The organism is Blastococcus haudaquaticus (assembly GCF_900230285.1).
In the GTDB taxonomy this organism is placed as follows: Bacteria; Actinomycetota; Actinomycetes; order Mycobacteriales; family Geodermatophilaceae; genus Blastococcus_B; species Blastococcus_B haudaquaticus.
Genome location: NZ_OCNK01000001.1, coordinates 613,749 through 634,694, shown reverse-complemented (window position 1 = coordinate 634,694; position 20,946 = coordinate 613,749). Strand labels below are relative to the sequence as shown.

Sequence of the window (20,946 nt, the reverse complement as noted above, 5' to 3'; positions counted from 1 at the left end):
GACCCCGCCGCAGCCGGGTCCCGTCCCGTCCCCGACGGACCCGATCCCGCCACCCGTGCCGGCTCCCTTCCCGACGCCGGACCCCACCGACCCGACGGCGCCGCCCCCCGCGCCCACGCCGGAACCGCTCTAGGTCCCGGGCATGCCGTGCCACGCCGGACGTTCGTCGATCGGCGGGACGCCGGACAGGCGCTGGGGGAGCACCTCGCCCGGCAACCGCTGACCGCTCCGCTCGTCCTCGGACTGGCGCGCGGGGGCGTCGTGGTCGCGGCGGAGGTGGCGCGAACCCTCGGGGCGCCCCTCGACGTCCTCGTCGTCCGGAAGCTCGGCCTGCCCGGACAACCGGAGCTGGCCATGGGTGCCATCGCCGCCGTCGGGGACGTGGTCGAGACCGTCCGCGTGCCGTCGGTCCTGGCGGCGGCCGGCGTCGGGGAGCCGGTGTTCGATGAGGTGCGGCTGCAGGAGCTGGGTGAGCTCCGCCGGCGCGAGCTCGCCTACCGGGGCGACCGTCCGCCCGTCTCGCTGGCCGGGCGGGCCGTCGTCCTCGTCGACGACGGGCTGGCGACCGGGGCCACCATGCGCGTCGCCGTCGTCGCGGCGCGATCGGGTGCTCCGGCCACGGTGACCGTGGCCGTGCCGGTCGGCTCACCGCGCGCCCTCGACGGACTGGACGCCCTGGTCGACGAGGTGGTCTGCCTGGCGGCGCCGCCATCCTTCCGGGCCGTAGGACAGGCGTACGAGGACTTCGCGCAGACCTCCGACGACGAGGTTCGGACCGCGCTGCGGAGAGCCGCCGGCCACGTGTGACGGAGCCCACCGCGAGGGGGTGCTGTCAGGTACCTCACACCCAGGCCTAGACTCGGAACCACCGACTTTGTGAACCAATTCACAAGCCCGCACCGAGGAGGCGTCGCGTGCCCGGCACGACCGCAGGACCGCTCGGCGCGGACGCGCGCGCCGACGTCGTCGTGGTCGGCGCGGGCCCCGCCGGGTCGAGCGCCGCGTGGTGGCTCACGCAGGCCGGCCTCGACGTCGTCGTCCTCGAGAAGGCGGCGTTCCCGCGGGAGAAGGTCTGCGGCGACGGCCTCACGCCGCGCGGCGTCAAGGCGCTCGACGACATGGGCGTGGACACCTCGGGGTGGGTCCGGCACAAGGGCCTGCGCGTCGCCGGCGGCGGCCAGGTCGTCGAGGTCGACTGGCCGCAGCTGGACTCCTGGCCGCACCACAGCCTGATCTGCCGCCGCAGCGAGCTGGACGCGACCCTCGCCGCCCACGCCCGGGCCGCCGGCGCTCGTCTGCACACCGAGGTCACCGTCACCGACCCGTTGCTCGACGAGGCCGGCCGGGTCACGGGGGTCCGGTACACCGCCGGCCCCGACAAGGTGCCCGGTGAGGTGCGGGCGCAGCTCGTCGTCTCCGCCGAGGGGCTGTCGGGACGGCTGGCCAAGGCACTGGGCCTGGCGCGGCGGGAGGACCGACCGCTCGGGGTCGCCGTCCGCCGCTACGTCCGCAGCCCCCGAACCACCGACGACTACCTCGACATCTCCTTCGACCTCGCGCCCGAGGGTCCGACCGCCGCGGCCATGCCGGGGTACGGCTGGATCTTCGGGATGGGCGACGGCACCGCCAACGTCGGCTTCGGCCTGCTCGACACCCGCCGCTCCGACGGCAGCGACCACCGCGAGGTGCTCCGGCGGTGGCTGGACACGTTCCCGGCGGAGGACCAGCTCGGCGAGGAGCACGCGGTGACCCCGCTGCGCGGCGCGGGCCTGCCCATGGCCCTGCACCGACAGCCCGCCTACACCCGCGGCCTCCTCCTGACCGGCGACGCCGCGGGCACGGTCAACCCGTTCAACGGCGAGGGCATCAGCTACGCCATGGAGACCGGCCGCATGGCGGCGGAGACCGCGGCCGACGCGCTCGCGCGCCCCGAGGGGCCGCTGCGCGAGGCGGTGCTGCGTCGTTACCCCGACCGGCTGCGCGCCGCCTACGGCCGGCACCACCGCCTCGGCGTCGGCTTCCTGGCCCTGCTCAGCCGCCCGGACGTCGTCCGCTTCGCCACCGCCCACGGGCTGAAGCGCCCCGCCCTCGTGAACGCCGCGCTGCGCCTCATGGGCAACCTCAGCGACGGTCGCGACGGCGACGCCGTCGACCGCGCGATCGCCGTCCTCACCCGTCTGGCACCGGCGGTCTGACATGCCCTGTCACCTGCTCAGTCACATGCGTACCGACACGTGCAGCGAGCGATCAGCGCCTGCACGGAACGTGATCGTCCTCACCGTAGGGTGCCGCTGATGCTCTCGAACTACGTCCCCATCGTCGGGCTCTTCGCGCTCGCCGCGGCGTTCGCGATCTTCTCCGTCACCGCGGCGCCCTACGTCGGCCCGCGCCGCTACAACCGGGCCAAGCTCGCGGCCTACGAGTGCGGGATCGAACCGGTCGACCAGCCGCTCACCGGCGGCCGCTTCCCGATCAAGTACTACCTGACGGCGATGCTCTTCATCGTCTTCGACATCGAGATCGTCTTTCTCTACCCGTGGGCCGTGCACAACGAGGCGCTGGGCGTCTTCGGGCTGGTCGAGATGGTCGTCTTCATCGTCACGGTCTTCATCGCGTACGCCTACGTGTGGCGGCGCGGCGGGCTCGAGTGGGACTGAGGGACTGACATGGGACTCGAGGAGAAGCTGCCGAGCGGCGTGCTGCTGACCAGCGTGGAGAAGCTGGTCAACTGGACCCGCAAGTCGTCGCTGTGGCCGGCGACGTTCGGGCTGGCCTGCTGCGCGATCGAGATGATGGCGTCGGGTGCCGGCCGCTACGACCTGGCCCGGTTCGGCATGGAGGTCTTCCGTGCGTCGCCCCGCCAGGCCGACCTGATGATCGTGGCGGGACGGGTCAGCCAGAAGATGGCTCCGGTCCTGCGGCAGATCTACGACCAGATGCCCGAGCCCCGGTGGGTGCTGGCCATGGGTGTGTGCGCCAGCTCCGGCGGCATGTTCAACAACTACGCGATCGTCCAGGGCGTCGACCACATCGTCCCGGTGGACATGTACCTGCCCGGCTGCCCGCCGCGGCCGGAGATGCTGATGGACGCGATCCTCAAGCTGCACCACAAGATCCAGCACGAGCCCCTGGGAGCCAAGCGCGAGCGGGCGCTCGAGCGGGCCCGCGAGGACGGCACGGCGAAGGACCTGCACGTCGAGATGCCGTCGACGGTGCGCGTGGACAAGAAGGCGCGGCGCGCCTACGAGGAGGCCGCGGCCGCCGGTCGCACCGGTCAGTTCGGCATCGAGCAGCGCGGCGGCAACGCCGTCCTGCTGCCGGGCGCGGGGGACCGGCGATGAGCAACGCGAGGACGACGGGCGAGCGAGCATCGCAGGGAGCTCCAGCGACCGAGGAGCGGAACGAGTCCGGAGTGGAGCAATGAGCAACGACGGGGGAGAGGTCGTCCCCGGTCGCGAGGAGGCCGGGTACGACGCGAGCGCGGCCCCGAGCGGCGGTTTCCGGAAGGGCGCCTTCGGCGTCAGCGGCAGCGGTGACACCTCCGGCTTCGGCGGCCTGGTCCGGGTCGAGCCCGGCGGAGCGGTGGCGCTGCACTCGACCGAGCGGCCCTACGGCGGCTGGTTCGACGAGGTCACCGACGCCCTGATGGAGTCCGTCGGCGAGGCGACCTACGCGGCGGCCGTGCAGCGGGTCCTCGTCGACCGCGGCGAGATCACCTACTTCGTGGAGCGCGCACACCTGCTGACGCTGGTCCAGGCGCTCCGCGACGACGAGGCGCTGCGCTTCGAGCTCTGCAGCAGCGTGTCCGGCGTCGACTACCTCGACAGCGGCGGCCCGGCCGTGACCCCGGACCGGCCGCGCTTCCACGTCGTCTACCACCTCACCTCGATGACCTACCGCCGCCGCATCCGGCTCGAGGTCGCGGTCACGGCCGAGGACGCGCACGTCCCCTCGGTCGCCGGCATCTACCCGACGGCGGACTGGCACGAGCGCGAGACGTGGGACATGTTCGGCGTCGTCTTCGACGGCCACCCGCAGCTGACCCGGATCCTCATGCCCGACGACTGGGACGGTCACCCGCAGCGCAAGGACTACCCCCTCGGCGGCGTCCCCGTGGAGTACCACGGCGCCACCATTCCTCCGCCCGACACCAGGAGGGCCTACCGATGACGACCACGTCCGACCCGTACGCCGGCTCGCGCGACACGACCGAGGGCCGGGTCTTCACCGTCACCGGCGGCGACTGGGACCTGACGTTCGCCGATCCGCACGGCGAGGAGCGTCTCGTCGTCAACATGGGTCCGCAGCACCCCTCGACCCACGGCGTCCTGCGGCTGATCCTCGACCTCGAGGGCGAGACGGTGACCAAGGCGCGGGTGACCATCGGGTACCTGCACACCGGCATCGAGAAGAACACCGAGTACCGCAACTGGACCCAGGGCACGACGTTCGTGACCCGCATGGACTACCTGGCCCCGCTGTACAACGAGGCGGCCTACTGCATGGCCGTCGAGAAGCTGCTCGGCATCGAGATCCCGCAGCGCGCCGCGACCATCCGCGTGCTGGTCATGGAGATCAACCGCATCGCCTCGCACCTGGTCGGACTGGCGACCGGCGGCATGGAGCTCGGCGCTCTCACCGCGATGACCAACGGCTTCCGCGAGCGGGAGATGTGCCTCGACCTGCTCGAGGAGATCACCGGCCTGCGCATGAACCACGCCTACATCCGCCCGGGCGGCCTGGCGCAGGACCTCCCTGAGGGCGCGGTCGAGCACATCCGGGAGTTCCTCGAGGTCATGCCGAAGCGGGTGGCCGACTACCACCGGATGCTCACCGGGCAGCCGATCTGGCAGCGCCGGCTCAAGGACGTCGGCTACCTCGACGTCACCGGGTGCCTGGCGCTCGGCGTCACGGGCCCGGTGTTGCGGTCGGCCGGACTGCCCTGGGACCTGCGCAAGGTCGAGCCCTACCTGGGCTACGAGACCTACGACTTCGAGGTGCCGACCGCCGACACCGCCGACGCCTGGGGTCGCTACCTGGTCCGCATGGCGGAGATCAACGAGTCGCTCAAGCTCATCGCGCAGGCCCTCGACCGGCTCGAGCCAGGACCGGTCATGGTCGACGACAAGAAGATCGCCTGGCCCGCGCAGCTCTCGCTCGGCTCCGACGGCATGGGCAACTCCCTCGACCACGTGCGCCACATCATGGGCCAGTCGATGGAGGCCCTGATCCACCACTTCAAGCTGGTCACCGAGGGCTTCCGCGTCCCGGCCGGCCAGGTCTACGTGCCGATCGAGTCGCCCCGCGGCGAGCTCGGCTACCACGTGGTCAGCGACGGCAGCACCCGGCCGTGGCGCGTCCACGTACGCGACCCCAGCTTCGTGAACCTGCAGGCCACGGCGGCGATGAGCGAGGGCGGCATGATCGCCGACGTCATCGCCGCGATCGCTTCGATCGACCCCGTCATGGGAGGAGTCGACCGGTGAGTGCACTTCCAGGATCCCCCGAGGCGGCGGCCACGACAGGCCTCGACGACAGCCCGGTCGAGCCCGCCCCGCTGGACCTGCCCCCGCTGACCGAGCAGACCGCCCTGGAGGCGCGCGAGATCATCGCCCGCTACCCGGTGGCCCGCTCGGCGCTGCTGCCGATGCTGCACCTGGTCCAGTCGGTGCAGGGCTACGTCTCGCCCGAGGGCGTCGCCTTCTGCGCCGCCCAGCTCGGCCTCACCAAGGCCGAGGTGGGCGCGGTCGCGACGTTCTACACGATGTACAAGCGCCGTCCCACCGGCCGGCACCTGGTCAGCGTCTGCACCAACACGCTGTGCAGCGTGCTGGGCGGTCAGCGCATCATGGACGCGCTGAGCAGCGACCTCGGCGTGCACCACGACGAGACGACCGCCGACGGCTCGATCACGCTGGAGCACGCGGAGTGCCTGGCGGCCTGCGACTACGCGCCGGTGGTCACCGTGGACTACGAGTTCTACGACCAGCAGGACGTCGACAGCGCCCGCGAGCTCGTCGCCGCCCTCCGCCGCGGCGAGAAGCCGGCCCCGACCCGCGGCGCGCCGCTGACCGACTTCAAGGGCGTCTCCCGCCAGCTGGCGGGCTTCTCCCAGTACCCGGACGCCGCCGCGGCCGCGGCGGCCATCGACGCGCCCGGCGCCCTCGGCCCCACACTCGTCGGCCTGCGCCTGGCCGACGAGCGCGGGGAGTCCGCCCCGCCGATGCCGCGGTCCGGGCAGTCGGAGCCGGCCGACGCCGGGGAGGCGCGGGAGACCGTCCGCCCCTCCGGCGAGACCGGGGAGACGCCGGGCAAGGAGGCCGCCGACGCCCGCGTCGCCGCGGCCGACAACCCTGCCGAGAAGGCCGGTGCGGCGCAGGCCCATCCGGACAAGGGCGCGGAGTACGGCCGCGGGCGGCCCCCCGGGGGTCTCGACCAGAGCGGCACCGACACGCCGGCGGCCGGCGAACCGGCAGGCGGATACCAGGGGCCCGGGGCCGGACGCACTGTCGAAGGCCGCACCCCACCGAAGCGGAAGGGCTGAGCCATGCCCCTCACTCCCGTGCTGACCACCCGCTGGGGCGCCGAGCAGTCCTGGCGGTTGTCCACCTACGAGCGCCTCGAGGGCTACGCGGCCCTCCGGACGGCGCTGTCGATGCCGCCCGCCGAGCTGGTCACCCTGGTCAAGGACTCGGGCCTGCGCGGCCGCGGCGGCGCCGGCTTCCCGACCGGCATGAAGTGGAGCTTCATCCCGCAGCCCAAGCCGGGGGAGGCCCCGACCGGTCCCGCGGCGATGCCCAAGTACCTCGTCGTCAACGCCGACGAGGGCGAGCCGGGCACCTGCAAGGACCTCCCGCTGATGATGGCCGACCCGCACTCCCTCATCGAGGGCGTGATCATCTCCGCGTACGCGATCCGCTCGAACTTCGCCGCCATCTACGTGCGCGGCGAGGCGGTGCACGCCCACCGCCGGCTGATGAACGCGGTGGGCGAGGCCTACGCCGCCGGCTACCTGGGTCGCGACATCCTCGGCAGCGGCTACGACCTCGAGCTCGTCGTGCATGCCGGTGCCGGCGCCTACATCTGCGGCGAGGAGACGGCGCTGCTGGAGTCCCTCGAGGGCTACCGGGGGCAGCCGCGCCTCAAGCCGCCGTTCCCCGCCGTCGCCGGCCTGTACGGCGCCCCGACGGTCATCAACAACGTCGAGACCCTGGCCAGCGTGCCGTTCGTCGTCCGCGGCGGCGCGGACTGGTTCAAGGAGTTCGGCCCGGAGAAGTCGCCGGGGCCGAAGATCTACTCGCTCTCGGGTCGCGTCGTCCGGCCGGGCCAGTACGAGGCCCCCATGGGGACGACGATGCGCGAGCTGCTGGAGATGGCGGGCGGCATCCGTCCGGGCCACGAGCTGAAGTTCTGGACGCCGGGCGGTTCGTCGACGCCGTACTTCACCGCCGAGCACCTCGACGTCCCGCTGGACTTCGACTCGGTGGCGGCGGCCGGCTCCATGCTCGGCACGACGGCGCTCATGGTGTTCGACGAAACCGACTCCATCGTCGAGGCCACCCTCCGGTTCACGGAGTTCTACGCGCACGAGAGCTGCGGCAAGTGCACGCCCTGTCGTGAGGGCACCTACTGGCTGGTGCAGATCCTCGAGCGGATCGCGCGCGGCCGGGGCACCGCCCAGGACCTCGACATCCTGATCGACACCTGCGACAACATCCTGGGCCGCTCGTTCTGCGCCCTGGGTGACGGCGCGACCAGCTGCATCTCCAGCTCGCTGAAGTACTTCAAGGACGACTACGTCGCCCTGCTGCCCCCGGAGGAGCAGGCCCGGCTGGGCCGTTCCCTCCGCATCGAGCCCGTCGGAGTCGCCTCGTGACGATCACTCCTGCCGCCCCGCAGCCGGCACCCGCGGTGCCGCCCGGTGCGCCCGGTCCGCACACCCCGCCGGACGCCGTCCACTGCACGATCGACGGCTTCGAGGTCGCCGTCCCCAAGGGGACGCTGATCATCCGGGCCGCCGAGCAGATCGGTGTCTTCATCCCGCGGTTCTGCGACCACCCGCTGCTCGAGCCGGTCGGCGCCTGCCGGCAGTGCCTGGTGGAGGTGGAGGGCCAGCGCAAGCCGGTGGCGTCGTGCACCATGCCGGTCACCGAGGGCATGGCGGTCAAGACGCAGCTCACCAGCCCGCAGGCCGACAAGGCGCAGCAGGGCACGATGGAGCTGCTGCTGATCAACCACCCGCTCGACTGCCCCACCTGCGACAAGGGTGGCGAGTGCCCGCTGCAGAACCAGGCGATGGGCCACGGCCGCACCGAGAGCCGCTTCGTCGACGAGAAGCGCACCTACCCCAAGCCGCTGCCGATCAGCAGCGAGATCCTGCTCGACCGGGAGCGCTGCGTGCTCTGCGCCCGCTGCACCCGGTTCTCCCAGCAGGTGGCGGGCGACCCGTTCATCGAGCTCTTCGAACGCGGGGCGCTCGAGCAGGTCGCCATCTACGAGGACGAGCCCTTCGAGTCCTACTTCTCCGGCAACACCACGCAGATCTGCCCGGTGGGCGCGCTCACCAGCGCCCAGTACCGCTTCCGCGCCCGCCCCTTCGACCTGCGCAGCGAGGCCAGCGTCTGCGAGCACTGCGCCTCCGGATGCGCGATGCGCACCGACTACCGGCGCGGCAAGGTGACCCGGCGGCAGGCCGGCGACGACCCGGCGGTCAACGAGGAGTGGAACTGCGACAAGGGGCGCTACGCGTTCCGCTACGTCACCGCCAACCAGCGCCTGACCACGCCGATGGTGCGGCGGGACGGTGAACTGCAGCCCGCCTCCTGGCCGGAGGCCTGGGCGGCCGCGGCCGCCGGCCTGATGCAGGCGCGGGCGGACGGCGGGGTCGGCGTGCTCCCGGGGGGGCGGCTCACCGTCGAGGACGCCTACGCCTACGCGAAGTTCGCCCGCGTGGCCCTGGGCACCAACGACGTCGACTTCCGCGCCCGCGCGCACTCGGCGGAGGAGCTGGCGTTCCTCGGGGCCACCGTGGCCGGCACCGGTCCCGCGACCGGTGCGGTCACCTACGACGACCTGTCGGCCGCACCGGCCGTCCTGCTCGCCGGCCTGGAGCCGGAGGAGGAGTCACCGATCCTCTTCCTGCGGCTGCGTCGCGCCGTGCGGACGGCGAAGACCGCGGTGTTCGACCTGTCGCCCTTCGCCACCCGTGCGGCCGAGAAGCTGCAGGCCACCGTGCTCACGACGCTGCCCGGCGCGGAGGCGCAGTCGCTCCGGGCACTGGCCGACGGCTCGTGGGGCGGCCCGGCCGTCGAGGCGCTCCGGCAGCCGGGCGCCGTCGTCCTGGCAGGTGAGCGGCTCGCCGAGGTGCCCGGTGCGTTCTCCGCACTCCTGGCGCTGTCGCGGGCCACCGGGGTGCGCGTGGCCTGGGTGCCGCGCCGCGCCGGCGAGCGCGGGGCCGTCGAGGCCGGCGCCCTGCCGACCCTGCTGCCCGGCGGCCGCAGCGTGGGCGACGCCACGGCACGCGCGGAGGTCGCTGCCCTGTGGGGCGCCGAGGTTCCCGCCGCACCGGGCCGCGACCTGACCGGCATCCTCACCGCCGTGCGCGACGGGGCGCTTCCCGGCCTGCTCGTCGGCGGCGTGGACCCGTCCGACCTGCCCGACCCGGCGCTGGCGGAGACCGCCCTCGCCAGCGCCTCGTTCGTGGTCAGCCTGGAGATGTTCCCGAGCCTGGTCACGGAGTGGGCCGACGTCGTCCTGCCCGTCGCCGCGGCCCCCGAGAAGGCGGGCACCTTCCTCGACTGGGAGGGCCGCCCGCGGGTCTTCGACGCCACCCTGCACGGCACCGGGCGGCTGCCCGACAGCCGGGTGCTGCACGGGCTGGCCGACGAGATGGACGTCGACCTCCGGCTGCCCGCGACCGAGGCCGCACGTGCCGAGCTCGCCGCCCTCGGCGCGGTGCGCCGGCCCGGGGAGGGGACCGGTCTGGACGTCCCGCCGCCGCCGGCGCCCTCCCTGGGGCGCGACCAGGCCGTGCTCGCGACCTGGCGGCAGCTGGTCGACCTCGGCACGCTGCAGCGGGACGAGCCCGAGCTGGCCGGGACGGCGCGACCGCCGGTGGTCCGCGTCGGCGCCGGGACGGCGGCCGGTCTCGGCGTCGTCGACGGCGACCGGGTGACCGTCAGCGGCGCGGTCGGGTCGGTGACGCTGCCGGTCCGGGTGACCGCGATGCCCGACCAGGTGGTCTGGCTGCCGATGAGGTCACCGGGGAGCGAGGTCCGCACGGACCTCGGCACCGGCCCGGGTGGCGTCGTGCGGCTCTCGGCTGCGGCGTCCCCCGCTCCGATCGACTCAGCCCCGACCGACCCAGCCCCGACCGACCCGGCAGGTGTGGCGTGATGCTGTTCGCGAGCCCGGACCAGCCGACGCTCGAGGACTTCGGCCACGACGTCTGGTGGATCGTCCTCATCAAGATCGTCGGGATCTTCGTCGTCCTGGTGCTGCTGACGCTCTTCGCGATCGTGTTCGAGCGCAAGGTCGTCGCCCGCATGCAGCAGCGGATCGGCCCCAACAGGGTCGGCTGGCGCGGCTACCTGCAGAGCCTGGCCGACGGGCTGAAGCTCGCCTTCAAGGAAGACATCATGCCGGCGCTGGCCGACAAGCCGGTGTACTTCCTGGCCCCGGTGATCGCCACCATCCCGGCGTTCCTGGCCTTCTCGGTCATCCCGCTGGGCCCGACGGTCAGCATCTTCGGCGAGCGGACGCCGCTGCAGCTCACCGACGCCCCCATCGGCGTCCTGATCATCCTCGCCTGCTCGGCGATGGGGATCTACGGGATCGTCCTGGCCGGCTGGGCCTCGGGCTCCACCTACCCGCTTCTGGGCGGGCTGCGCAGCGCCGCCCAGATGGTCAGCTACGAGATCGCGATGGGGCTGTCGATCGTCGCGGTGTTCCTCTACGCCGGCACGATGTCGACGTCGGAGATCGTCGCCGCCCAGGCCGACGGCAACCAGCTCTCGTTCTTCGGCTGGGAGTTCACCGGACCCAGCTGGTACGCGGTCCTGCTGCCGGTCTCCTTCGTCATCTACGCCATCGCGGTGGTCGGCGAGACCAACCGGGCGCCGTTCGACCTCCCGGAGGCCGAGAGCGAGCTGGTCGGCGGGTTCCACACCGAGTACTCGTCGCTGAAGTTCGCGCTCTTCTTCCTCGCCGAGTACATCAACATGGTCACCGTCTCCGCCCTCGCGGCGACGCTGTTCCTCGGCGGCTGGCGGGCCCCCTGGCCCCTCTCCATCTGGGACGGCGCGAACACCGGCTGGTGGCCGCTGCTCTGGTTCTTCCTCAAGGTCGTCGCCGCGCTGTTCGTCTTCATCTGGCTGCGCGGCACGCTGCCCCGGCTGCGCTACGACCAGTTCATGCGGTTCGGCTGGAAGGTGCTGGTCCCCACCGCGCTGGTGTGGATCATCATCGTCGCCACCATGCGGACGGTCTCCCGCGAGGCCGACCTGTCCACCGGTGAGGTCGCCCTCTACGTGGGCGTCCCGGTCGCGGTCCTCGTGCTGATCGGGCTGGCGATCGCCAGCCGGACGGCGAACCGGGACACCCGGCTCATGGCCGCCGACGCCGCCGCCGGCGGCGTGCACGCCACCGACCCCGAGCCCGACGTCCTGCCGGCGGCGGGTCCGCGTCGCCGATCCACGAGCGGTCCGGTCAGGTCCGAGGGCGGCTTCCCGATCCCTCCGCTGGACCTGAAGGTGCCGCCGTCGCCCCGGCTGCGGCGGGAGCCGGTGGCCACGGACGGCGCCGTCGTCGGCACGGGACGGCGCGGCGCGACCACCACCCAGGAGGACGGCGATGTCTGAGCGCAAGCCCGGCGAGCAGGACATGGTGCGCCGGTCACGGGGGGAGGTCGAGCGCTCGTCGGCGGGCGGGCGGAACCGTCCCACGGTCCGCGACAGCTTGCTGCCGGCGCCCGCGCAGGGCTTCGGGGTCACCTTCGCGCAGATCTTCCGGAAGGTGACCACCGAGCAGTACCCGTTCGAGCCGAAGGTGACCAAGCCGCGCTACCACGGGCGGCACGTGCTGAACCGGCACCCCGACGGCCTGGAGAAGTGCGTCGGCTGCGAGCTGTGCGCCTGGGCCTGCCCGGCCGACGCGATCTACGTCGAGGGCGGGGACAACACCGAGGACGCGCGGTTCTCGCCCGGTGAGCGGTACGGCGCGGTCTACCAGATCAACTATCTGCGCTGCATCTTCTGCGGGCTGTGCATCGAGGCCTGCCCGACCCGCTCGCTGACGATGAGCAACGACTTCGAGCTGGCCGACGACAACCGCGGGGACCTGATCTACACCAAGGAACAGCTGATGGCGCCGCTGCTGCCCGGCATGGAGCAGCCGCCGCACCCGATGCGGCTGGGCGACGACGAGAAGGACTACTACCTGCGGGTGCCGGGTCCGTCCCCGGCCGAAGCGGTGTCGGGGGAGAAGGTATGACCGAGACCCTCAGCGGCGGGGAGACCGTCGTCTTCTGGGTGCTGGGCCCGATCGCCCTCGCCGGCGCGCTGGGGATGGTGCTCAGCCGCAACGCCATCCACTCCGCGCTGTGGCTGGTCAACACGATGCTCGCGCTCGGCGTCTTCTACGTCGTCCAGGAAGCGCCGTTTCTCGGCGCGGTCCAGATCATCGTCTACACCGGCGCGATCATGATCCTCTTCCTCTTCGTGCTGATGCTGGTCGGCCGCGACTCCTCGGACTCCGTGGTCGAGACGCTGCGCGGGCAGCGGGTGGCAGCCATCGTCCTGGGGCTCGGCTTCGCCGCCCTGGTCGGCGCCGGCATCGCGCGGGCGACGCAGGAGCTCACCGCCACCGGCCTCGACGCCGTCCAGGGCGAGCAGGGCAACATCGCGGCGATCGCCGAGTCGCTGTTCACCGACTACCTACTGGCCTTCGAGGTCACCAGCGCGCTGCTGATCACCGCCGCGGTCGGGGCGATGGTGCTGGCGCACATCGAGCGGGAGCCGGGCAGCCGTCAGACGCAGAAGGAGCTCTCGCGCGCCCGGTTCCTCACCTCGGAGAAGCCGCAGACCCTGCCCGGGCCCGGCGTCTTCGCCCGCGCCAACTCGGTGGCCGTGCCGGCGATCCTCCCCGACGGCACGCCGTCGGAGGCGAGCCTGGCGACCGGCATCGAGCCGGAGACGCCCGATCAGATGCCCCGGCCGACCGGCCGCGAGCAGCTCGGCACCCCCGACGCCGCCCTGGGCACCCTGGACCCCGCGCCGGGCGGCCCCGCAGCCGGTGAGTGGAGCACGGACCGATGACGCTGACGTACTACCTGGTGCTCGCCGCGATCCTCTTCACGATCGGCGCGGTCGGTGTCCTCGTGCGGCGCAACGCGATCGTCGTGTTCATGTGCGTCGAGCTGATGTTGAACTCGGTGAACCTGACGCTGGTCACCTTCGCCCGCGCCACCGGCACCATCGACGGCCAGATCATGGCCTTCTTCGTCATGGTCGTGGCCGCGGCGGAGGTCGTCGTCGGCCTCGCCATCATCATGTCGATCTACCGCACCAGGCGGTCCGCCTCGGTCGACGACGCCAACCTGCTGAAGTACTGACGGCGAGACGGGGACAGCTGTGTCTGAAGTTCTGCCCGCCGAGGGGTTGCTCGGCGCCTCCTGGCTGCTGATCGCGCTGCCGCTCGCCGGCGCCGCGGTGCTGCTGCTGGGCGGCCGGCGCACCGACCGCTGGGGCCACCTGCTCGGGACGGCGACCGTCGTCGCCGCGTTCGTGCTCGCGCTGCTGTGCACGTTCCAGCTGGCCGGGCTCGAGGAGCGGTCGGCCGACGTGGACCTGTTCACGTTCATCTCCACCGGCGACCTCGACGTGCGCGCCGGGCTGCTGTTCGACCCGCTGTCGGCGATCTTCGCCCTGCTCATCACCGGCGTCGGCTCGCTGATCCACGTCTACTCGATCGGCTACATGGCGCACGACCCCGCGCGCCGCCGGTTCTTCGCCTACCTGAACCTGTTCGTCGCCGCGATGCTGCTGCTCGTCCTCGGCAACAGCTTCGTGGCGCTCTACGTGGGCTGGGAGGGCGTCGGTCTGGCGTCCTACCTGCTGATCGCCTTCTGGTACACCCGCCCGGCGGCCGCCACGGCGGCCAAGAAGGCGTTCATCATGAACCGGGTCGGCGACGTCGGTCTGGCCCTGGCGATCTTCCTCATGTTCGCCCAGCTCGGGACGACGTCCTACGCCGGCGTCTTCGGCGGCGTCGGCACCCTCGCGGGCGGGACGATCACCGCGATCGGGCTGCTGCTCCTGCTCGGTGCCTGCGGCAAGTCCGGGCAGTTCCCGCTGCAGGCGTGGCTCCCCGACGCCATGGAGGGTCCGACCCCGGTCTCCGCCCTCATCCACGCCGCGACCATGGTCACCGCCGGCGTCTACCTCATCGCACGCTCCGCGCCGATCTACGACCTCACCGAGACCGCCCGCACAGTCGTCATGGCGATCGGGGCGCTGACGCTCCTCATCGGCGCCATCGCCGGCTGCGCCTACGACGACATCAAGAAGGTGCTGGCGTACTCGACGGTCAGCCAGATCGGCTACATGTTCCTGGCCGTCGGGCTGGGCCCGGCCGGTTACGTCGCCGGGCTCGCCCACCTGCTGGCGCACGGGTTCTTCAAGGCCGGGCTGTTCCTCGGCGCGGGCTCGGTCATGCACGCCATGAACGACTCGGTGGACATGCGCCGGTTCGGCGGGCTGTGGAAGAAGCTCCCGGTCACCTTCGTCACCTTCGGACTGGGCTACCTCGCGCTGATCGGCTTCCCGTTCCTGTCGGGGTACTTCACCAAGGACGCGATCATCGAGGCCACGTTCGACCGGGACGACTGGCTCGGCTGGACGACCGGCGGGATCGCCGTCCTCGCCGCCGGGCTCACCGCCTTCTACATGACCCGGCTGATGCTCATGACCTTCTTCGGCCGGGCCCGCTGGGAGGAGGGGGTGCACCCGCACGAGTCGCCGTCGGTGATGACGGCGCCGATGGTGGTGCTCGCCGTCGGCTCGGTCTTCTCCGGTGCGCTGCTGGTCTCCATCTTCCCGCTGAGCGACTGGCTGGAGCCGGTGTTCGGCGAGCCCGAGGAGGCCGCGCACGTCATCGCCCCGGCCACCATCGGCATCGCGCTGACCGTGATCATGCTGCTCGGCGTGCTCGCCGCCTGGCTGTTCGTCGGCCGGCGCGAGGTACCGGTGACCGCGCCGGTGCGGGTCTCCCCGGTGACCCGTGCCGCCCGCAACGCCCTCTACGCCGACACGATCAACGAGTCGCTGTTCATGCGCCCCGGCCAGTGGCTCACGCGGGCACTGGTCTGGGTGGACAACCGCGGGGTCGACGGCGCCGTCAACGGGCTGGCCGCCACGCTCGGCGGCTCGTCGTCCCGGCTCGGCCGGGCGCAGACCGGCTTCGTGCGCACCTACGCCCTCGGGATGCTCGGCGGCGCCGTGCTGGTCGCGGGCGCTCTCCTGGCGGTGACGGCGGGATGAGCAGCGTCCCTCGCGAGCGAAAGGCACCCCGACGGTGACCGACTTCCCCTGGCTCCTGCTGATGATCGCGGTCCCCGCGGTCGGTGCGGCCGTCGTCGCGGCGCTGCCCAAGGGCCGCGACCTGCTGGCGAAGCAGGTGGCGCTCGGCGTCAGCCTCGTCGTCCTGCTGCTCGCCGTCCTCACGGCGATCGCGTTCGACACCGGCGGTGACCGCTTCCAGCTCACCAGCTCGGTGACCTGGATCGAGGACTTCGGGGTCTCCTTCGCCCTCGGGATCGACGGCATCGCCCTGGTGATGCTGCTGCTCATCGGCGTGCTGGTCCCCGTGGTGATCGGGGCGTCCTGGAACGACGAGCTGCCCGAGCAACGGTCGATGAAGGCGTACTTCGCCTGGCTGCTGCTGCTCGAGGCGATGATGGTCGGCGTCTTCGCGGCGACCGACGTCTTCCTCTTCTACGTGTTCTTCGAGGCGATGCTCGTCCCGATGTACTTCATCATCGGAAGCTTCGGCGGACCCCGCCGGCAGTACGCGGCGGTGAAGTTCTTCCTCTACAGCCTGGTCGGCGGGTTGATCATGCTCGCCGCCGTCATCGGGCTCTACGTGGTGAGCAACAGCCAGCTGGGCGAGGGCACCTTCGCCTTCGACGCCCTGCGCCAGCTCGACATCGACCCCGGCGTGCAGAAGCTGTTGTTCCTGGGCTTCTTCATCGCCTTCGCGATCAAGGCGCCGCTGGTGCCCTTCCACACCTGGCTGCCCGACTCGGGTTCCGAGGCTCCCATCGGCGGGGCGGTGCTGCTGGTGGGCGTGCTGGACAAGGTCGGCACGTTCGGCTTCCTGCGCTACTGCCTGCCGCTGTTCCCCGACGCCTCCCGGTTCTTCGCGCCGTTCGTGCTGGTGCTCGCGGTGGTCGGCATCCTCTACGCGGCGCTGCTGGCCATGGGCCAGAGCGACATGAAGCGGCTGGTCTCCTACACGTCCATCTCGCACTTCGGCTTCATCGCGCTGGGCATCTTCGCCTTCACCACCGAGGCGGCCACGGGTGCGGTGCTGTACATGGTCAACCACGGCATCGCGACCGGCCTGCTGTTCCTGGTCGTCGGGATGCTCATCGCCCGGGGCGGCTCCCGGCAGATCGGCGACTACGGCGGCGTCGCGGCGAAGGCACCACTGCTGGCGGGCGCCTTCCTCGTCGCCGGCCTCGCCTCGTTGGCCCTGCCCGGCACCAACAGCTTCGTGAGCGAGTTCCTGGTGCTCATCGGCTCGTTTCCGGAGGAGCCGGTGTTCACGATCATCGCCACCGTCGGGATCATCCTGGCCGCGCTCTACATCCTGCTGATGTACCAGCGCACGATGCACGGCCCGGCCCGCGGGGTGCTGCTGCAGGAGGACCCCGCGGAACCGGCGCCCGGCACCGGTGGGGCGACGGCCGTGCTCACGGCCCCCCGTCGCTCGCTGCGCGTGCTCGACCTCAGCCGACGCGAGCTGGCCGTGGTGACGCCGCTCGTCGCGCTGATCATCGCCCTCGGCGTCTACCCGCAGCCGCTGCTCGACGTCATCGAGCCGGCCGTCAGCGCCACCATGGACGACCTCGGAGGGATCGACCAGTGATCGAGGCACCCGACCTCTCGCTCGCCGCGCTGGCGCCGCTGCTGTTCGTCTTCGGCGCGGCGTGCATCGGCGTGCTCGTCGAGGCGTTCTGGCCACGCGAGAGCCGGCACCCGGTGCAGGTGACGGTCGCGCTCGTGGGCACGCTCGGCGCGCTGGTCACCACCCTGCTTCTGACCGTCGACTTCGAGCGGGAGATCACCGCGGCCGGTGCACTCGCGGTCGACGGCCCCGCGCTGTTCCTGCAGGCGACCATCGCGGGGCTCGGGGCGTTGTCGCTGCTGCTGTTCGCCGAGCGCGCCCTGGACCCGGCACGGTCGGCGTTCGTGGTGTCGGCCGCGGTGCCGGCGGGCAGCCCGCGCGACCGGGAACTGCTCACCGTGCAGCGGGTGCAGACCGAGGTCTACCCCCTGGCGACCTTCGCCATCGGCGGCATGATGCTGTTCGTCGCCGCGAACGACCTGCTGATCATGTTCGTGGCGCTCGAGGTGCTCAGCCTGCCGCTGTACCTGATCAGCGGCCTGGCCCGCCGGCGCCGGCTGCTCTCCCAGGAGGCGGCGGTCAAGTACTTCCTGCTGGGTGCCTTCGCGTCGGCGTTCTTCCTGTACGGGCTGGCGCTCGTCTACGGCGCCACCGGCAGCGTCCGGCTGGGCGACATCCGCTCGGCCAGCCTCGCCGGCGGCACCGACGTGCTGCTCGTGCTCGGGCTGGCGCTGCTCGTCGTCGGCCTGCTCTTCAAGGCCAGCGTCGCGCCGTTCCACACCTGGACGCCGGACGTCTACCAGGGCGCCCCGACGCCCGTGACGGCCTTCATGGCGGCGTGCACCAAGGTGGCCGCGTTCGGGGCCATCCTGCGGCTGCTCTACGTCGCCTTCGGCACCGCCGAGTGGACGTGGCGGCCGCTGGTCTACGCGGTGGCGATCGTCTCGATGGTCGTGGGCGCCGTCCTCGGGCTGACGCAGACCGACCTCAAGCGGATGCTGGCCTACTCCTCGATCGCGCACGCCGGTTTCCTCCTCACCGGCGTCATCGGTCTGGGTGCGGCCGGCGACGGCTCGGGCCTGGCGGCGACGATGTTCTACCTGCTCACCTACGGGCTGACGACGCTGGGCGCCTTCGCCGTCCTGACCCTCGTGCGCGACGGAGACGGCGAGGCCACGCACCTGTCGCAGTGGGCGGGGCTCGCGTCCCGCTCCCCGCTGGTCGCCGCGGTGATGACGCTGTTCCTGCTGGCGCTGGCCGGCATCCCGCTGACCGCCGGCTTCACCGGGAAGTTCGCGGTGTTCCGGGCGGCGATCGAGGAGGGTGCCTGGCCGCTGGCCCTGGTCGCCCTGCTCGCGAGCGCGGTTGCCGCCTTCTTCTACCTGCGGGTCATCGTGCTCATGTACTTCTCGCCGCCGGCCGGCGCCGAACGGGGGCAGGGGCCGACGGTCGGGGTGCCGGGCATGCCCACCACCATCGTGCTGGCCATCACCGCCACGGCCACGCTGGCGCTGGGCATCGTGCCCGGGTCGGTGCTCGACCTGGCCGAGCGCGCGGCTATCTTCGTCGGTTGATGACCGGAGCCCGTGCCGCAGACAAGGGCACCATTCCCGAGTTCCAGGGCGGCAGCCTCCAGGGGTACCGCCGGATCTCCACGCCAGCGTCCACCATCGGCCCCTGGCTGCCCGAGGGCGAGCTCGGTGCCGCGATGGCCGAGGGGCTCGCCCGGGTCGAGTCCGCGCTCGCCCAGGCGGTCGGCAGCGAGCACGCCTTCATCAGCGAGGCGGCCGGGCACCTCATGTCCGCCGGGGGCAAGCGGTTCCGCCCGATGCTGGCGCTGCTGGCCGCCCAGCTCGGCGACCCGGAGGCGCCCGGGGTCACCGAGGCCGCCGTCGTCTGCGAGCTGACCCACCTCGCCACGCTGTACCACGACGACGTCATGGACGAGGCCGTCGTGCGGCGCGGGGCGCCCAGCGCCAACAGCCGGTGGACCAACAGCATCGCCATCCTGACCGGCGACCTGCTCTTCGCGCGGGCCTCGGACCTGCTGGCCGACCTCGGACCGGAGGCGGTGCGCATCCAGGCGCAGACCTTCGAGCGGCTCGTCACCGGGCAGATCATGGAGACCGTCGGCCCGAAGCCCGGCGCCGACCCGATCGCGCACTACCTCGACGTCCTCGCGGACAAGACCGGCTCGCTGGTCGCCACCTCGGCTCGCTTCGGGGCGCGGTTCGCCGGGCTCGACGAGTCCCTCGTCCGTGAGCTGACCGCGTTCGGCGAGGAGGTCGGCGTCGCCTTCCAGCTGTCGGACGACCTGCTCGACATCGTCAGCCAGGGCGGCACCTCCGGGAAGCTGCCCGGGACCGACCTGCGCGAGGGGATCGCCACGCTGCCGGCGCTGTTCGCCCTGGCCGGCGACGACCCCGCCGAGGCTCGGCTGCGTGAGCTGGTCGCCCGCCCGGTCACCGACGACGACGAGCACGCCGAGGCCCTGGAGCTGCTGCGCTCGTCCGCGGCGCTGGAGCGCGCCAACGCGGTGCTGGCGCAGTACGCCGACCGCGGCCGCGCCCGGCTGGCGGGCGTGCCGGCCGGCGACGTGCGGGACGCACTGTCCGCGCTCTGCGACTACGTGGTGACGCGCACCAGCTGAGGGCATGCTGGCCCCCATGCGGACCCTTGCCGGCCTGGCCGTGCTGGTGCTGCTGGCAGCGGGGTGCTCGACGGAGCAGCCCGACGTGGCCGGCGCTCCTCCGGCGGCCTCCGGCACGACGCCGTCCGCGGGGGCGCCCGCTCTGGAGGTGGCGGTCGTCGCCGACGGGCTCGATCACCCGTGGGACGTGGTCCAGGCCCCGGACGGGACCCTCCTGGTCGACGAGCGGGGCGGCGGGTTCACCGCCGTGCTCGACGACGGCGCACGGGCGGTCGACGCGGACCTCGGTGACCTCTTCGCCGACGGCGAGACCGGCCTCATGGGCCTGGAGCTGGACCCGTCCTTCGCGGACAACCGCCGGTTCTACAGCTGCCAGGGCAGCCAGGACGGCGAGATCGTCGTGGTGGCCTGGACCGCCGCGCCGGACTGGTCCTCGGCGACGCGGGTGGCGGACCCGCTGGTGGGCGGCATCCCGCTGAACGACCGCTCGGGCCGGCACGGCGGCTGCCGGCTGCGGTTCGCGCCGGACGGCACGCTGCTGGTGGGCACCGGTGACACCGCCGACGGCAGCGTGCCGCAGGACCCCCGGTCGCTCGGCGGGAAGGTCCTCCGCGTCGACCCGGCCACCGGTGAGCGGCAGGTGCTCACCCTGGGCCACCGCAACGTGCAGGGCCTGGCGGTGCGCCCGGGGACGAACCAGGTGTTCGCCGTCGAGCACGGCCCCGACCGGGACGACGAGGTGAACCTCCTGCGGGACGGCGCCAACTACGGCTGGGACCCCGACGGCGACGGGAGCTACGACGAGAGCGTGCCCATGACCGATCCGGCGATCGTCGGTGCCGTCGCCGCGGTGTGGTCCTCGGGGGCGCCGACGCTGGCCACCAGCGGGGCGACGTTCCTCGAGGGCGAGGAGTGGGGCGACTACGAGGGACTGCTGCTCGTCGCCCTGCTCAAGGAGCAGGGCGTGCTGGCGCTGCGCCTCGACGACGACGGCGCCCTGCAGGAGCAGTTCCGGATCCCCGAGCTCGAGGGCGTCGGCGGGCGGCTCCGGAGCGTCGTCCAGGGGAACGACGGTGCCCTGTACCTGACCACCGACAACGGAGGCGGGGAGGACCAGCTCATGCGGGTCACACCCCGCTGAGGCCTCGTCCCGGGTCCCGCCCCGAGCGTGC

Annotated in this window: 18 protein-coding genes; all 18 read left to right on the top strand. The window is 72.4% G+C overall.

Features of this window, described 5'->3' with window-relative positions:
- The first annotated feature begins 147 nt into the window (after window positions 1-147).
- Window positions 148-807 carry a phosphoribosyltransferase gene (locus CRP30_RS22920; protein ID WP_097182462.1) on the top strand — a complete coding sequence of 220 codons (660 nt, stop codon included), beginning with the start codon at window positions 148-150 and terminating at the stop codon, window positions 805-807.
- 107 nt (window positions 808-914) lie between these two features.
- Window positions 915-2,195 carry a geranylgeranyl reductase family protein gene (locus CRP30_RS03085; protein WP_097182461.1) on the top strand — a complete coding sequence of 427 codons (1,281 nt, stop codon included), beginning with the start codon at window positions 915-917 and terminating at the stop codon, window positions 2,193-2,195.
- A gap of 99 nt (window positions 2,196-2,294) precedes the next feature.
- The gene (locus tag CRP30_RS03080) at window positions 2,295-2,657 is read left to right on the top strand and encodes an NADH-quinone oxidoreductase subunit A (protein WP_200814509.1); all 363 of its coding nucleotides are present in this window, start codon (window positions 2,295-2,297) and stop codon (window positions 2,655-2,657) included.
- Window positions 2,658-2,666: 9 nt separating this feature from the next.
- Window positions 2,667-3,341, top strand: a complete 675-nt coding sequence (locus tag CRP30_RS03075; RefSeq protein ID WP_097182460.1) for a NuoB/complex I 20 kDa subunit family protein — start codon at window positions 2,667-2,669, stop codon at window positions 3,339-3,341.
- 79 nt (window positions 3,342-3,420) lie between these two features.
- Window positions 3,421-4,170: an NADH-quinone oxidoreductase subunit C gene (locus CRP30_RS03070; protein ID WP_099459143.1), complete on the top strand. Its 750-nt coding sequence runs from the start codon at window positions 3,421-3,423 to the stop codon at window positions 4,168-4,170.
- Window positions 4,167-5,486 carry an NADH-quinone oxidoreductase subunit D gene (locus CRP30_RS03065; RefSeq protein ID WP_097182459.1) on the top strand — a complete coding sequence of 440 codons (1,320 nt, stop codon included), beginning with the start codon at window positions 4,167-4,169 and terminating at the stop codon, window positions 5,484-5,486. The genes CRP30_RS03070 and CRP30_RS03065 overlap by 4 nt, the downstream gene beginning before the upstream one ends.
- Entirely contained in the window at window positions 5,483-6,544 is a 1,062-nt protein-coding gene (nuoE, locus tag CRP30_RS03060) for an NADH-quinone oxidoreductase subunit NuoE (protein WP_097182458.1), read from the top strand. The genes CRP30_RS03065 and nuoE overlap by 4 nt, the downstream gene beginning before the upstream one ends.
- Window positions 6,545-6,547: 3 nt before the next feature.
- A complete protein-coding gene (gene nuoF / locus CRP30_RS03055) occupies window positions 6,548-7,876 on the top strand; it encodes an NADH-quinone oxidoreductase subunit NuoF (protein ID WP_097182457.1) in 1,329 nt (442 codons plus the stop codon).
- A complete protein-coding gene (locus CRP30_RS03050) occupies window positions 7,873-10,395 on the top strand; it encodes an NADH-quinone oxidoreductase subunit G (protein ID WP_097182456.1) in 2,523 nt (840 codons plus the stop codon). The genes nuoF and CRP30_RS03050 overlap by 4 nt, the downstream gene beginning before the upstream one ends.
- Window positions 10,395-11,858, top strand: a complete 1,464-nt coding sequence (gene nuoH / locus CRP30_RS03045; protein ID WP_097183093.1) for an NADH-quinone oxidoreductase subunit NuoH — start codon at window positions 10,395-10,397, stop codon at window positions 11,856-11,858. Before CRP30_RS03050 ends, nuoH begins: the two co-directional genes overlap by 1 nt.
- Window positions 11,851-12,489 (top strand): NADH-quinone oxidoreductase subunit NuoI, encoded by a 639-nt coding sequence (nuoI, locus tag CRP30_RS03040; RefSeq protein WP_200814508.1) that lies wholly within the window; start codon window positions 11,851-11,853, stop codon window positions 12,487-12,489. Before nuoH ends, nuoI begins: the two co-directional genes overlap by 8 nt.
- Window positions 12,486-13,313: an NADH-quinone oxidoreductase subunit J gene (locus CRP30_RS03035; RefSeq protein ID WP_097182455.1), complete on the top strand. Its 828-nt coding sequence runs from the start codon at window positions 12,486-12,488 to the stop codon at window positions 13,311-13,313. The genes nuoI and CRP30_RS03035 overlap by 4 nt, the downstream gene beginning before the upstream one ends.
- Window positions 13,310-13,609, top strand: coding sequence for an NADH-quinone oxidoreductase subunit NuoK (nuoK, locus tag CRP30_RS03030; RefSeq protein WP_097183091.1), 300 nt, complete (start codon window positions 13,310-13,312; stop codon window positions 13,607-13,609). Before CRP30_RS03035 ends, nuoK begins: the two co-directional genes overlap by 4 nt.
- 19 nt (window positions 13,610-13,628) lie before the next feature.
- Window positions 13,629-15,536: an NADH-quinone oxidoreductase subunit L gene (gene nuoL / locus CRP30_RS03025; RefSeq protein WP_235003131.1), complete on the top strand. Its 1,908-nt coding sequence runs from the start codon at window positions 13,629-13,631 to the stop codon at window positions 15,534-15,536.
- A 34-nt stretch (window positions 15,537-15,570) separates the two neighbouring features.
- Window positions 15,571-17,145 (top strand): NADH-quinone oxidoreductase subunit M, encoded by a 1,575-nt coding sequence (locus tag CRP30_RS03020; protein ID WP_097182453.1) that lies wholly within the window; start codon window positions 15,571-15,573, stop codon window positions 17,143-17,145.
- Window positions 17,142-18,698: an NADH-quinone oxidoreductase subunit NuoN gene (gene nuoN / locus CRP30_RS03015; RefSeq protein WP_097182452.1), complete on the top strand. Its 1,557-nt coding sequence runs from the start codon at window positions 17,142-17,144 to the stop codon at window positions 18,696-18,698. The genes CRP30_RS03020 and nuoN overlap by 4 nt, the downstream gene beginning before the upstream one ends.
- Window positions 18,698-19,774 (top strand): polyprenyl synthetase family protein, encoded by a 1,077-nt coding sequence (locus tag CRP30_RS03010; RefSeq protein WP_097182451.1) that lies wholly within the window; start codon window positions 18,698-18,700, stop codon window positions 19,772-19,774. The genes nuoN and CRP30_RS03010 overlap by 1 nt, the downstream gene beginning before the upstream one ends.
- Before the next feature lie 16 nt (window positions 19,775-19,790).
- Window positions 19,791-20,915, top strand: a complete 1,125-nt coding sequence (locus CRP30_RS03005; protein WP_097183090.1) for a PQQ-dependent sugar dehydrogenase — start codon at window positions 19,791-19,793, stop codon at window positions 20,913-20,915.
- Window positions 20,916-20,946: the final 31 nt, after the last annotated feature.